13 protein-coding genes are annotated in these 13,579 nt (G+C 46.0%); 4 read left to right on the top strand and 9 right to left on the bottom strand.

Features of this window, described 5'->3' with window-relative positions; all coding sequences use genetic code 11:
• Positions 1–40: 40 nt before the first annotated feature.
• The 5 genes from DESDE_RS04525 to DESDE_RS22395 form a co-directional block, all read right to left on the bottom strand.
• Positions 41–1,798, bottom strand: coding sequence for a sigma-54 interaction domain-containing protein (locus DESDE_RS04525; protein WP_014792855.1), 1,758 nt, complete (start codon positions 1,796–1,798; stop codon positions 41–43).
• Between the two features lie 42 nt (positions 1,799–1,840).
• Positions 1,841–2,245 (bottom strand): hemerythrin domain-containing protein, encoded by a 405-nt coding sequence (locus DESDE_RS04520; protein WP_014792854.1) that lies wholly within the window; start codon positions 2,243–2,245, stop codon positions 1,841–1,843.
• A 109-nt stretch (positions 2,246–2,354) separates the two neighbouring features.
• The gene (locus DESDE_RS04515; protein WP_014792853.1) at positions 2,355–3,866 is read right to left on the bottom strand and encodes a sensor histidine kinase; all 1,512 of its coding nucleotides are present in this window, start codon (positions 3,864–3,866) and stop codon (positions 2,355–2,357) included.
• Positions 3,863–4,546: a response regulator transcription factor gene (locus DESDE_RS04510; RefSeq protein ID WP_028305457.1), complete on the bottom strand. Its 684-nt coding sequence runs from the start codon at positions 4,544–4,546 to the stop codon at positions 3,863–3,865. Before DESDE_RS04510 ends, DESDE_RS04515 begins: the two co-directional genes overlap by 4 nt.
• Before the next feature lie 122 nt (positions 4,547–4,668).
• Positions 4,669–4,992, bottom strand: coding sequence for a hypothetical protein (locus tag DESDE_RS22395; RefSeq protein WP_014792851.1), 324 nt, complete (start codon positions 4,990–4,992; stop codon positions 4,669–4,671).
• Between the two features lie 249 nt (positions 4,993–5,241).
• On the opposite strand from DESDE_RS22395, the gene ilvA reads away from it, so the two are divergent.
• Positions 5,242–6,489 (top strand): threonine ammonia-lyase IlvA, encoded by a 1,248-nt coding sequence (gene ilvA, locus DESDE_RS04500; protein ID WP_014792850.1) that lies wholly within the window; start codon positions 5,242–5,244, stop codon positions 6,487–6,489.
• An 83-nt stretch (positions 6,490–6,572) separates the two neighbouring features.
• On the opposite strand, the gene DESDE_RS04495 is transcribed toward ilvA, so the two are convergent.
• The 4 genes from DESDE_RS04495 to DESDE_RS04480 all read right to left on the bottom strand — a co-directional run bounded on the left by DESDE_RS04495 (position 6,573) and on the right by DESDE_RS04480 (position 10,602).
• On the bottom strand, positions 6,573–7,166 hold the full coding sequence (locus tag DESDE_RS04495; RefSeq protein ID WP_014792849.1) for a Uma2 family endonuclease: 594 nt from the start codon (positions 7,164–7,166) through the stop codon (positions 6,573–6,575).
• Positions 7,167–7,282: 116 nt separating this feature from the next.
• Positions 7,283–8,086, bottom strand: coding sequence for a hypothetical protein (locus DESDE_RS04490; protein ID WP_014792848.1), 804 nt, complete (start codon positions 8,084–8,086; stop codon positions 7,283–7,285).
• A gap of 231 nt (positions 8,087–8,317) precedes the next feature.
• Positions 8,318–9,097: an energy-coupling factor transporter transmembrane component T family protein gene (locus DESDE_RS04485; RefSeq protein WP_014792847.1), complete on the bottom strand. Its 780-nt coding sequence runs from the start codon at positions 9,095–9,097 to the stop codon at positions 8,318–8,320.
• Positions 9,091–10,602, bottom strand: a complete 1,512-nt coding sequence (locus tag DESDE_RS04480; protein WP_014792846.1) for an ABC transporter ATP-binding protein — start codon at positions 10,600–10,602, stop codon at positions 9,091–9,093. Before DESDE_RS04480 ends, DESDE_RS04485 begins: the two co-directional genes overlap by 7 nt.
• A 181-nt stretch (positions 10,603–10,783) precedes the next feature.
• On the opposite strand from DESDE_RS04480, the gene DESDE_RS04475 reads away from it, so the two are divergent.
• The 3 genes from DESDE_RS04475 to DESDE_RS04465 all read left to right on the top strand — a co-directional run bounded on the left by DESDE_RS04475 (position 10,784) and on the right by DESDE_RS04465 (position 13,547).
• On the top strand, positions 10,784–11,359 hold the full coding sequence (locus DESDE_RS04475; RefSeq protein ID WP_014792845.1) for a biotin transporter BioY: 576 nt from the start codon (positions 10,784–10,786) through the stop codon (positions 11,357–11,359).
• A 186-nt stretch (positions 11,360–11,545) separates the two neighbouring features.
• Positions 11,546–11,881, top strand: a complete 336-nt coding sequence (locus DESDE_RS04470; RefSeq protein WP_014792844.1) for a hypothetical protein — start codon at positions 11,546–11,548, stop codon at positions 11,879–11,881.
• Between the two features lie 301 nt (positions 11,882–12,182).
• Positions 12,183–13,547: a monomeric [FeFe] hydrogenase gene (locus DESDE_RS04465; RefSeq protein WP_014792843.1), complete on the top strand. Its 1,365-nt coding sequence runs from the start codon at positions 12,183–12,185 to the stop codon at positions 13,545–13,547.
• Positions 13,548–13,579 lie beyond the last annotated feature (32 nt).

The following is a 13,579-nucleotide window of genomic DNA, read 5'->3' as shown; positions in this document are numbered from 1 at the left end:
TGGCTCTCCTTATCAAAATAGTAAGGGTAACATACTTTAGCTAGGATTCGATAGAGTCCGCATATTTTTTTAGCTTTTGATAAAGCCCAGAGACATGGATTCCGAGAACTCGAGCTGCGGCCTGCTTATTGCCCTGGGTTAGCTCCAATGCCCGAAGAATAGCTTCAATTTCCGCTTTGGCTACGGCATCCTCTAAAGAAATATTGACCGGCTGCGTATCTGAAAAAGGATTAGCATCTCTGCTTAATGGTTTTCGCACCTCTTTAGAAGAGGAGGTAAGCTGGATAATATGGGATGGCAGGTGGGATTCAGCAATGACTCTTTCTCCCGGCTCTAAAAAATTGAAGGCATACTCAAGGACATTCTCCAATTCCCGTACATTACCAGGCCAGGAATAGTTATGAAGTATTTTTTCCGCTTTTGTTGTCAGTCCGTGAATAGGTCTTCCATACTTGACCTGAAGTTTTTGGATGATTTCTGCAGCCAAAGGCTGAATATCTAGGGGACGCTTCCGTAAAGGGGGTAAATCCATGCTGATCACCGCGATTCGATAATACAGATCTAAACGGAATTGGCCTTCATCGATTAATTTCACTAAATTCCGGTGGGTTGCGGCAATAATGCGGACATTTACAGTCAGGGTCTTACTCCCCCCAATCCTCTCAAAGGATTTTTCCTGAAGAACCCTCAAAATTTTGGCCTGCATGGTTAGGGGCATATCTCCAATCTCATCCAGGAAAATTGTCCCCCCTTGGGCCAACTCAAATTTACCGGGCTTTCCGCCCTTGAGCGCTCCTGTAAACGCGCCTTCCTCATAACCGAACAACTCCGACTCCAAGAGGTTCTCCGGAATGGCAGCACAGTTGATTTTAATAAAAGGCTCCTCCTTGCGTGGGCTGAGCTGATGAATTGTCTGGGCCACCAACCCCTTCCCCGTACCGCTCTCCCCTGTAATCAGGACATTAGCATCATGCTGGGCTACCCTCTCCACCACCTGCTTTAACTTGAGTATTTCCGAGCTTTTCCCTTGAATTTCATCTAAAGGAGATCTCTGACTGCGCAGCTCCAAAAGCTCTTCTTTATAGAAGAGGAGCTTGTTCTCCAACACCTGAACCCGCTGAGTCAAGGAACGGAAATCCTGCCCCTCAATCTCTTCACGGGACAGTACTTTACTAATCCCCCCAATAGTTTGGCCTCGGGATACAATAGGCGATTCGGATAATAGGAAAACCTTACCCCGATATTCTATATCGATCTGCAGTCGGGGTTTTCCTATATGTAAAATCTCGGCGATTTTGGAAAAGGGAACATGTTTTTGTAGAGGCAAACCCATTAAGACTTCTGAAGAACATTCCATTGATTGACTGTAATAATCGTTCATAAACACCACTCGGCCCTGCCGATTAACAACGGCAAGGCCCAAGGGCAATTCAGAGAGAATCCCTTCATAAAGGTCAATTAACGCTTGATGCTCCTGATTTTCGGGAGGCACCGGCGATAAAGACTCAACAACCATGACTACTCCGGAAAAATCCTGAACCGTGGTTACCGGATAATAGCCCACCCGCACCTTCCTTTTATTAATAACCTGCTCTGTAAGTAATTGCTGTTGCGTGACAAGAACCTCGAGGAGGCGAGTTTCCGGAAAAATCTCCGTCAAGCGGCGCCCTAAAGCCTCTGAAGGTTCAACATGGAGAAGTTGCGCAACCTCCCAATCAATGGAGCAAACCACACCCCAGCCATCAATAAGTACACATCCTGTGTTCAGTATTCGTGCAACCACTGTCTCGACTCTCACCTCTTTTCCTCGGGTTTGAATCTCTTTACTCGAATCCAGGTATTAGATGAGTTGGTAGAGCTTTTTATCCTCAGTATTCAGCCTATTCTTTAATGCTGAAAAGATTTCCTTAGATCCCTCTATGAATTGAGGGATATCAGCTTTAATTTTTGTCGCTGACATATAAATACTCTTATACTGCAAAAATTCTGCGGATAAGGTGCCCATTTCCTGATAGAGCTGCTCCGCCGTTTTGCTCAGTGTTTCATCCTTTGAGTTTTTCAAAGCAGGATAAAGGTAATCATCTTCGGATTTTAAATGCAAAACAAGAATACCGGACAGCTTGCTGATTTTCAGAGAAAGGTCGAAAGCCTTACGGTCAAGATTCCCTAAACGAATCTCTTCCTCGATCTCCTGAATAAGCTGACGAATAATACTATGCTGGTTCTTTAGTAAATCATGATTCATTCTTATCCCCCCTTAGCTTGTAAGATTATGGTACGTCATAAATAAAAAAAGTGCCGTGACATGGGTCACGACACTCAGTGAGCATTCTCACCGGGCTGGCCTATCCCCTTCATACTTTGGGCAGGCGGACAATAAATCGGCTTCCTTCACCTAGTTTACTTTCTACACGAAGAATTCCTCCGTGAAGCTCCACTAAAGAGTGGGTAATGGCTAAACCCAGTCCGGCTCCCCCATATTTCCGGGTTCGGGAGGAATCACTGCGGTAGAACCTCTCAAAGAGATGGGGAATATGCTCCTTGGGAATTCCCGGTCCGTTATCCTGGACTGACAATTCAACTCCGGAAGCCTCAGACTTCAGACTGATTTGAATTAAACCCTTGTCCGGATCCGTATGCTGAACCGCATTATGGAAAAGGTTAAGAATGACTTGCTTCATTTTATCCACATCAACGAGGACCAATCCCTCCGAGGACAGATCCAATTGAACTTCCCGTTCCTCAGCCAGCATACGCAGCTGGGGCTCCATTTCCAGAATCAATACCTCAAGATCCTTTTCCACCTTTTCCAGATGGGGAGAACGGTCTAATTTAGCCAGGAGCAACAGATCCTGAATAAGCTTTTTCATTCGCTCCGATTCCGCATACATACTGGTTAAGGACTTCTGCAGCTTTTCCGGTTGGTTCATGGCCCCCCGCAGCAGGACCTCTAAAAAGCCATGAATCGACGTGAGAGGGGTCCGCAGTTCATGAGAAGCATCGGCTACAAAACGCCGCATCTGTTCTTTGGCTTCCTTTTCTGCCGTAAAAGAGGACTCCAGCCGCTCCAGCATCCCATTGAGGGACACGGCCAGAGTATCGATTTCTTTCTGACCTTGTTCCACAGGGAGGCGTTCGTTAAGGTTCCCCGCATCAATACTCTCCATGGTATGAACAATATTGGATAAAGGAACCAAAGTCTTTTTAATGACTGCCTGATAAGCCACCAATCCCCCCACAAGGGCAAGCACAGAAAGCATCATAAATATAAACAACTGCCGGAACAAGAGATCTTGAACAAATTGGGTACTTAGGCTAACTTGAATAAAGCCAATGAGATAGCCCCGAAGCTCCAGGGGATGAAGAACCACCAGCAATTCCTTTCCATCCGATGCGTCCACTACCCAAAATTGCGGTGATTCAGACGGATTCAAGGCTTGTTGATACTGGTCGGAACTAAGGGCCGGTGGGACCCCTGACCGATTCAGGGAATTGGATAGGTTGGTCATGTTCCCGCTTAAATCCACGAAAGCAATGGTAGCGTCCATCAGGGAGAAGGGAATACGGTTGGAGAGATTATCCTGAATCTTACCAGGTTCCACTTCCGCCAACCCTTTATCCAAATTGAATTTCGCATTAATCTCCGCATAGAGCAGCATTTGCGTCCAAGTGTCCCGGGGAACTGAAGCAATTTGGGAACGAATGCTTGCAGCAGTGCTGCCCAGAATGAAATCCTTTAAAAAAGCATATTGAAATATCCCGATCAACACTAAGATGATGGCCAAAAAAAACAAGGAACGGGAGAGCAACTGAAATCTCAAGGAGTTGGGGGTTACGATCTTGTGGATGGAAAATCGCTTCTTCATAGTAGGTCCATCCGATAGCCGGAGCCCCGCAATGTGCGAATCAGGCGATGTTCCTTATCCCCCAGCTTTTCTCTCAGGGAGCGAATATAGACCTCCACAATATTATCATCCCCGACAAAATCATATCCCCACACTTTATCCAGAATCATCGCCTTGCTCAAGACCAGCCCCTGGTTAAGAATTAAAAACTTGAGCAGTTCATACTCTGTCGGGGAAAGTTCCAGGACTTTATCATGAAGCTGGATTTCCTTGCGGCGATCATCCAAACGAAATGGCCCCATCACCACTTCCCCTAAAAGGGTAGGGAACTGATTGCGGATACGGGCGTGGATTCGAGCGAGGAGTTCTTCAAAACTAAAGGGCTTGGCCATATAATCGTCGGCGCCGATGGTTAAGCCCTTGACCCGGTCCTCCACTTCATCCTTAGCAGTCAACATAATGATGGACACATTCTCACTCTTCTTCAGCATACGACACACTTCAAAACCATCCATCCCCGGCATCATGATATCCAGAATCACGAGGTGGGGATGGAATTGTTTGGCTAGAGTAACTCCTGTCATCCCATCAGCCGCTGTCTGCACCTCGAAGCCCTCGTTCAGCAATCCCATTTCCAGGAACTCCAGAATATTCGGTTCGTCATCAATAATAAGGATTTTGATTCCTTTCAACTTCTGCATAGAGTATATCCCCTTTAAAGGCGAAATCGTTTTCTTCTCATTATCTGCTGCCCAGTTGAAATGGGTCTGAGGGCTGACTGAAAATTGGCTGAAAACCTTGGGATAACCTCCCATTTAAACAGCTACTCTTTCGGGAAAGCACTCCGCGAATCCGTAACTTCCTCAACCGGCATATCGATAACCTCTCCGTCAGCGAAGCCCCGTGGGGGATGCTGACCGGCGGATTGGCCGGGTCCTTGATGATTGGTATAAACCTTATAATAAACACGCCGGCTCTGTCCGGCTCTGCCATGACCTATCCCTTTCTTCTGAGCAAAATAAAGATAGACACGGTAAAGAGCGTAGAGTACAGCACCAATAATCACGGCCCAAATAGAAAAAACGACAACGGCCAAAATGAAAAAAATGATCGCCAGGGACCATACAATTCGATATAACCAAGGCATACCAAACCCTCCTTCGTCCTTTCATATTAAAACGCCATAGTCCGGCCTTATCCAATGACAAATCCACACTATCCTGAGTAAATTGTAGCATAATTCCTCTTTGCTTTGTAGTTTGGACCTTATTTTTAGATCAGGTTAAGGTTGACTAAGGGCAAAAGCAAGAGTAATATTAATAAAATAATCTGTTATATAACTCATCGATGGTGATGAAGGATACTGTAGGAATGTGGAAAGGGGTAAATCTTTTATATGGAAAAAGTCGTCCTAGAGGATATTCTCAGAGCCGGTCAAACCTTAAAAGGGGTTATCAATAAAACACCTTTGCATCGTCATGACCTTCTTTCAGAGAAATACCAATGCAATGTTTTCTTAAAACGGGAAGATCTTCAAGTGGTCCGTTCCTTCAAGCTCCGGGGAGCTTATAATATGATCCATAGTATTCCCCAAGAACGGCTTAACAGCGGTGTCGTTTGTGCCAGTGCGGGGAACCATGCCCAGGGAGTCGCTCATTCCTGCAAAATCCTGGGTATTAAAGGAAGTATCTATGTGCCCTCCACTACACCAAAGCAAAAAATCTCTTCCATCAAACGCTTTGGAGGAGATTTTGTGGAAGTGATTCAGATCGGTGATACCTTCGATGACGCTTTCAATAAAGCGAAGGCTCATTGTGAAGAAGCTAATAAGACCTTTGTTCATCCTTTTGATGATCCTTTAGTCATTGCAGGTCAAGGAACCATTGCCATGGAGATTCTTAATGATATGGAAGCGCCCGTTGACTATATTGTGGGTGGTGTCGGCGGCGGCGGCCTCATGTCCGGCGTGGGAATTGCCATGAAAAGCTTAAGTCCCAAAACCCAGGTCATTGGCGTGGAAGCTGTCGGTGCAGCTTCCATGAAGCAAGCCTTAGCCCAAAGTGAAGTAGTCACCTTACCCCACATCGATGGATTTGTGGATGGTACCGCTGTAAAACGAGTAGGAGATCTTACTTTTGAAATCTGCCGCGAGGTTCTCGCAGATGTCATCGTGGTTACAGAAGGAAAAGTATGTACCATCATCCTGGAAATGTATAACGATAGTGCCATTGTGGTTGAACCGGCGGGTGCTCTTTCCATCGCAGCTCTGGAGACCTATAAGGATAAGATCAAAGGCAAAAATGTCGTCTGCATCATCAGCGGGGGCAATAATGATATTGAAAGAACTCCTGAAATTAAGGAGCGTTCCTTACTGGATCAGGGACTCAAACATTATTTCATTGTCAACTTCCCTCAGCGCCCCGGTGCCCTAAAAGAATTTGTCGGGGAAGTCCTAGGTCCTAATGATGATATTGCCCGCTTTGAGTACACCAAATCCAATAATAAGGAAAAAGGCCCAACACTCATTGGTATTGAGCTCTCCCGTAAAGAAGATTACCAGCCCTTGATTGAAAGAATGGATAAGAAGGGTTTCCAATATACACGCATCAACGATAATCCCGAACTGTTCGGGTTGCTCATCTAACAAAGCATAAAAAAAGGACTGTCACAGAGACAGTCCCTTTTTTATGCTTTTCTTGGTATCACCGAGACCACGCAAGCCTTCCATCAGCGGAAAATCTCAGCAAGGGGAATGATAAGATCCGGGAATAACCCTACAGGAACTTCATCAGAAGCTTTATAAAATTTGGGGGTATCATAAGCCCCCTCCTTTAATTTAAATGTGAGAACTGTCCGATCCGTAGGATGAACTACCCAATATTCAGGGACTCCCGCTTTTTCGTAGATGCGCAGCTTTAAATACAAATCTCTATGCATAGTGTCCTCTGCTAAGATCTCGATGATGAGATCAGGCGCTCCTTTACACCCTCCCTCATCCACTTTCGACAGTTCACAGATCACAGTAAGATCCGGCTGCACAACAGTGGGGATATCCTCATCTTTTTGATCAGCATCACCAGGCAGCCGCACATCAAAGGGAAAAAGAAACACTTTCCCCGGTTTTTCCCTCAGATAATGGGCAAAAGCTATATACAACTCCCCCAATACCTCCAGATAGTGTATGGAGGGAGCCGGACTTCTGCCATAGGGTACTCCGTTGAGGATCTCACCAGGTTGGGTCTTGGCCCAGGTTAGATAGTCTTTATAGGTATAGCATACGTCATTTACGCCATTTTCATCAGGTTGTTGATCTCTGGACATGATGCACTCTCCCTATGTTTGCAAATACCATAATGATATTCTGACCCTTTATTCTTTTTGTTTCACCATAGTATACCATGCGGTTTTCACATGACAAAATTTTACAATGTCCTTTCTTACTTAGAAGCTGCTTTTAGATTAAGCTTGCCATGACTCCATGATTCTCCGTAATGCTCGATTTGGTATTCCGGTTTAAGGATTTTAACTTTGGCTTTGCTCAAGAGATATTCCCCATAATCCTCCCAGGCATTTCCCCGTTCCATCTGGGGAAGGTCAATATTGGGAAGCTTATCTGTCATAACTTTGTCGAACTCATAGTTCATGGTATTGATGGCCATGGCTCGAGCCGTTCTATCAATGCGTTTGTTTAAATAGTCATCCTCGGATGCAAACCCATACTGATGATAAATTGACGCAGTCTTTTCCACATATTCATTGTATTCTTTTAGTGCTTCCTCGTTTTGAGACATAGCCTCCATGTTTATCCTTTTACTTTCTTCCATAATCTCTCTGACTTTATCGATAGACGCGTCATGCCCTTCCTTGACTGCCTCCTGATGAAGGACTTCCTCCACAAGCAGAATATTCAGGGCTTCATTCTCGGTCGGTATCTTAGCAGAGGATCGTTCAATACCCTCAAAGAATCTTTTCTGACCCGGCGTCATATCCCCTTCATTAATTCCGAAGGCTTGGATCATGGCCTCTCTTTGCGGCATACTGCTTTCTCCATTAACTAACCGCAAGGCTTCAGTTAAATCAATAAGTAGTTTCCTCTCCTTAATTACTTCAGCGATCTCTTCTTTGGTAATCGTTTCTCCATTGACAACAGCGACCACATTCTCGGAATAGCTTTGACTAGCACAACCGCCTAAAACCAAGGCAGCCATTAGAAAAAAGACCCCTGCCCGAATTAATTTCATTTTTTCTGCTCCTCACTGCTCAATTTGGCTAATCAGAAGTTTCACATACTCATTCGCTCTCCCTTTTCCTAACCCCTGAGTTAACCCGCTTCTTCGTTTCTAAAAAATCCACATAATACCTATGCACTATAATAACGGAAAATAGTGGAGGTTACTAGTGGGTAGGCGGCATATTATCTGACAACTTTTATTCTTCATAGGCACCCGAACCCCTTATCGTGCGCACGATCACTACGACCTCCAGAATTGCTCAATAAGCAAAGTCCCCATGCACCATAGTATTAGAACCACAGCTCCCCAACTATCCCTTTCCTCCCACTCCTTTGTTCCCAAGGCACGGTAACCGCCGGAAACATAACCCCGTGCCACGAGATTTTCTGCCACCTCTTCAGCCCGTCGCAATGTAATTCGAAGCAGGGGGAGCAAAAGAGCCGCTAGCTCCTTTATCCTCCCTATCCATTTTACGGATAAATTCCCCTTAGCCAGGCGGGCTTTATAAAGCAAAGCAGCCTCCTCCAGCAGCAAAGGGATAAAGCGCAGGGTCAAAGTAATTAAGAGGGCAAAATCTGCTGCCTTAGGGGTAAGGCGATAAAAGGGTGTGAAAAAGAAAGCGATTCCTATTCCTTGTTCTGAGGGTAAGGTAAAGGCCGCAAAAATTCTCGTTAAAAGGAAAACGAGAAGAATCCGCCAGCTCATAATCAGCCCCTGAAGTATTCCTTCTCTGGACCAGTATCCTTCCCAGAAGATCCAGCCATCTTCCCAATGCCAACCCATGATTAAGGTATAGAAAAATCCTAACACGATCCCTGCCTTAATGACGGATTGAAAGGCTTTAAGAGGGAGAGGACAGAGACAAAGAATGACGAAGAGTCCCCCCGTGAGACAGAGCAATCCTCTCCAATCCACGATGGTCATTAATAACCCCAGGGTAACGAGACCCCCGATTTTTAACCGGGGGTCTATTTTATGCCATGTACTTTCACCGGGGTGATAAAGTCCTCTTTCTAACAACGGACCCCTGCCTCCTTAAGCCTCTCATCATCGATTTCCATAATTCCATCTTTTTTTCTCTTGCACTTGTAGGTCATTCGTCCCTCTTCCACCAGCCATACTTCATCCGCCAGTTCTCGAACCTCCGGCCAATCGTGGGTGATGTATAAGATGGTCATGCTGCCTTTTAGGTCCTGTAAAAGATCCAGAACCATACTCCGTCCAACATAATCCAAGCCCAGCAAGGGTTCATCCAGCAAGAGGATTTCTGGTAAAGATTCCAATGCCGCGGCTAGAGCCACCCGTTGCCGTTCCCCTCCGCTTAAAAGCTCCGGATAGGCCAGGGCCTTTTCCAGGGGTATCCCAAATACTTGGAGATACTCTTCGTTGCGCTGAGCCTTGGCTTTCCTCTCCTTTTTATTCTGAAGGTAAAACACTTCATCATAAACCGTACTGCCGATGATGTATTCTCCAGGTTCTTGAAGAAGGAGGCGGGCTTTCTGCCTCAAATGTCCACTTTTACGGGTCGCTTCCTGACCAAAGGCCAGAAATTTCCCTTGGGAAGGATGAATGAGTCCTATGGCACTTTCGAGAAGAGTGGACTTTCCCGCTCCTGAGGGACCTAGTACTGCGAGAAAGCTCTTCTCTTTTATTTTCTCTGTAAGTTGCAGCCGCAAGCCATACTCCGCTTCCTGCCACTCCAGAACAGAGTTCCCTGATGCAGTGCCTTCGGAGAGTCCCTCTGCACACCTTAATTTCTGCACTCTTTGGCACTTCTCCCCGATCTTCTCACCAATTGAAGGGCAGGCCGGAAAATCACCTGGATATAAAACACGAATCCCGTACTCTTTACAAAGGGTTTCATCCTTGAGTGCCTTTTGAGGCTTCCCCATATCCCATAGTTTCCCTTCCTTCATAACCCAGAGACGATCCGCTTTTGCCGCTAACTGCGGATCATGAGTAATCCAAAGCTGCCCCATGGATTTCCCTTTTTCCTCCAACAGTTTCAGACAAGCGTCCTGAGCCAGTCTATCCAACATGCTTAAGGCCTCATCCAGCAATAGAAACGCCGGATTGAGAGCAAGGACAGCCCCCAGCACCAAGCGTTGCCGCTCTCCTCCGGAAAGGGTGGCGGGGGATTGATTGAGTTTACCTTCAAGACCCATCCGGAAAGCCAATTCCTTGACCATCTCCTGAACCTTCTTCACTTCATAACCCAAGTTCAAAAGTCCAAAGCCCAGCTCTTCTCCAACCGTCGCTCCGATGGTCTGTCTTCTGGGATGCTGACCAATGATCCCAATCTCCTGCCAGCGCCGGACTTCCGTCCAGGGAATTACCCGGCCATCCTTGAACAAATTAAGCTCCCCCGAAGTGGGTTCCTGGAAGCCGGCAAGGAGCCGGGCCAAGGTGGATTTACCTGCTCCATTAGGCCCCATTAAGGCAATAGCTTCCCCTTGGTGGAGGGTAAAATTAATTTCCTGAATTATGCCAAAGCTGAGGGTTCTTCCTTCCAGTGATTTCGTCATAGTTTTACACTCCATATACTACTACTACCTAAATCCAACCAATACTCCCGGCCATCAGCGATTCTGCCATGAGATATCGGAATCTGATATGTAAAAAAATCTCTTGTCAGTTATAATAACATATTGTAAACTTAAATTCACCAGTTAAGTTTACAAATCTTTTTAGAAAGGATGTTCCTCAATGAACGCCCAACATTTAGCCAAGACTGCGGCTATGGCTGCTCTTTTATGTTTAGCAGGTATGATCATGCGCTGGGCTTCCCCAGCCTTAGTTCCTTTCAGTATTCTCCCTGTCTTTGTCTTCTTAGCCGGCCTGATCTTAGGACCCAAATACGGAAGCTTAGCTGTCATAGTCTATGTATTTCTCGGTTTATTGGGCTTGCCGGTCTTTGCCAGCCCACCTTTTGGCGGCATAGGCTATGTATTAAAGCCTTCCTTTGGCTACCTCCCGGGGGATATTGCCGCCGCTTATGTGGTGGGTAAACTCTACAACCGGCAAAATCTCTTATCTGCCCTACTGGCCGTTCTAGGCGGTATTATTGCTTTATATATCATTGGCTTAACCTATTTTTATCTGGTCATGCATTTTGTTCTCCATAAACCCACCACCATGGCTCTCGTCATCACCACAGGCTTTCTCCCCTTCATTGCCGGCGATCTGATTAAAGGTGGAATAGCCGCCTGGGTGGGAAATCAGCTCATTAAGCGTCACGCTCAAGCAGCAGATAGAAACATACAGTCTGAACAAAGTCGATAAAGCTGTCTGCTTGGTCCCCGTCACCGTAGGACTATCTTACAATAGAAAAAACTTATACTTATGCGAATTATATTTTATAGACCCAACACCTGCTTTGAAGGGGATTTGAAGCAGGTGACGGATGAATCTTCAGCACAAATACTGTATAATGGATGATGTCGACCATTATCAGAGGAGGAGTACCTAATGGCAAAAAGTCTTTCTGATCTTAAAAGTAACTTTGTGGTAAAATACACTATCGGTCTCATGATGAAAGGCGAAGGAACCAGCATGCTGCGCACCGAATTATCCTGTGATGTATGCGGAGAAACCTGTCTCGCCTGGGAAGTTCACCAAATCCCTTATTATCCGGAGGGTAAACTCTCGGAAAATTACGAAGCAGGATATACAATGATGGCCTGTGACAAATGCATCGAAGAAAAACATATTATTCCTTTGGATACGGATGCTTCGGTTCGTTTTGACGCTTCCAATCTGGCCATTAAGGAAATCCTCGAAACCAGAAAGGACCAACAACAATAATCAATAAAGGTATTGGATAGCCGCAGAGTGTAAAGAGTTTTGTGCAAAGGATCATATCTTCCATAAAGGAAGGAATGGTCATCGAGGCAAAACTCTTTTTCTGTAGGGAAACAGGGCCAATCCCCTGTCATTTTTTGAAAATATTCTATTGAGGAAATAAACTTCCAAGTTAAACATTTCACATCTTCATTGAATTCTTATCCCTCAATTGCTACACTTCTTTTAGAAGGAATTATACTAAATAAGTAGTTTCTTAATTTTAAAGATTAAATAAATTAATCTATTAAGGGGGAAGCCGGCTATGGCCCGATCAGAAATTTTAAATATCCGCCGCCAAGTCTTAAAATCTGCCTTGGACTGGGTCAGTCGTGACCAGGACCGCAATGACCGCGCGACCTTGGCTCGTCTGATTATTCCCGATGGAACGCCCCGTTACCGTTGCTGTATCCATAAAGAGCGGGCTGTTATTGAAGAACGTTTAAAAGCTGTACTTGAACCGGATGAAGGTCCGGTGGTACGTGTTCTCAAGGAAGGGTGCAACGGATGTGAAATGCACCGCTATAGTGTAACCGACCATTGCCAAAATTGCGTTGGCCATTTCTGTTTCTCCAACTGCCCTAAAAAAGCGATTCTCTTTATTAACAATAAAGCTTTTATTGACCAGACCCGCTGTGTAGAGTGCGGTCTTTGCGCCCGGAACTGTCCATATCATGCCATCATCGAACATCGGCGGCCCTGTGAAGACAGTTGCCCCACCAAAGCGATCTCAGTCCGGGAGGATCGTATTGCCAGTATTGCGGAAGCCCATTGTACAAGCTGCGGAAAGTGCATTGTCAGCTGCCCTTTCGGAGCCGTAGCTGAATCCTCTCAGCTTGTCAACCTTTTTGAGGAACTGCGCAAACGGTCGAACACGGTCTATGCTGTCATCGCACCGGCCTTTGTAGGGCAATTCGGAAGAAAAGTTTCACCAGGACAGGTGAAGTCAGCCCTTTTAAAGCTGGGTTTCAAAGATGTTCTGGAAGCTGCCCTGGGAGCCGATCGCACCATTGAATTGGAAGCCCAGGAATATGATGAACGCCTGGCCCACGGAAAAGAATTCATGACCAGTTCCTGCTGCCCGGCTTATGTTAGTGCCGTTATAAAAGAAAAGCCCGATTTATTCCACCATATTTCTACCACCCTCTCCCCTATGGCCCAGGTTGCCCATATCCTTAAGGAAGAAAATCCTGAAGCAAAGGTCGCCTTTATCGGCCCCTGTATTGCCAAAAAAGAAGAAGGAAAGCGGCCTGAGACTAAAGTGGATTTTGTGCTTACCTTTGAAGAGTTGCTGGTCTGGTTCGACTATGAAGGTATCGATCCTGCCGAAGAGCCCACTCAAGTTTTAACCGGACCCAGCTCCTTTGCCCGGGAGTTCTCCAAAGCGGGAGGGGTGGCTGCGGCACTCAGCGCTTATCTGGGCAAGGATGCTCCCCCTACCTATCAGACCGAGGGGATTCAAAACAGTCTGAAAGCCCTGGAAACCCATGTCAAGAACGAGGACAAAGGTTTTCTGGAATGCATGGCTTGTGAGGGCGGCTGCATTAACGGGCCCCGGACAATGATTGCCCGTCCCCTGGCAGAACGGGCTCTTAAAGATTTTGTACAATCAGCCAATACGGCGCAGTAGCCAAAGGAGAAACCCTCTCGAGGGTTTCTCCT

The organism is Desulfitobacterium dehalogenans ATCC 51507 (assembly GCF_000243155.2).
In the GTDB taxonomy this organism is placed as follows: domain Bacteria; phylum Bacillota; class Desulfitobacteriia; order Desulfitobacteriales; family Desulfitobacteriaceae; genus Desulfitobacterium; species Desulfitobacterium dehalogenans.
The sequence above is the reverse complement of the archived record's forward strand: the minus strand, read 5'-3'. Positions and strand labels throughout refer to the sequence as shown.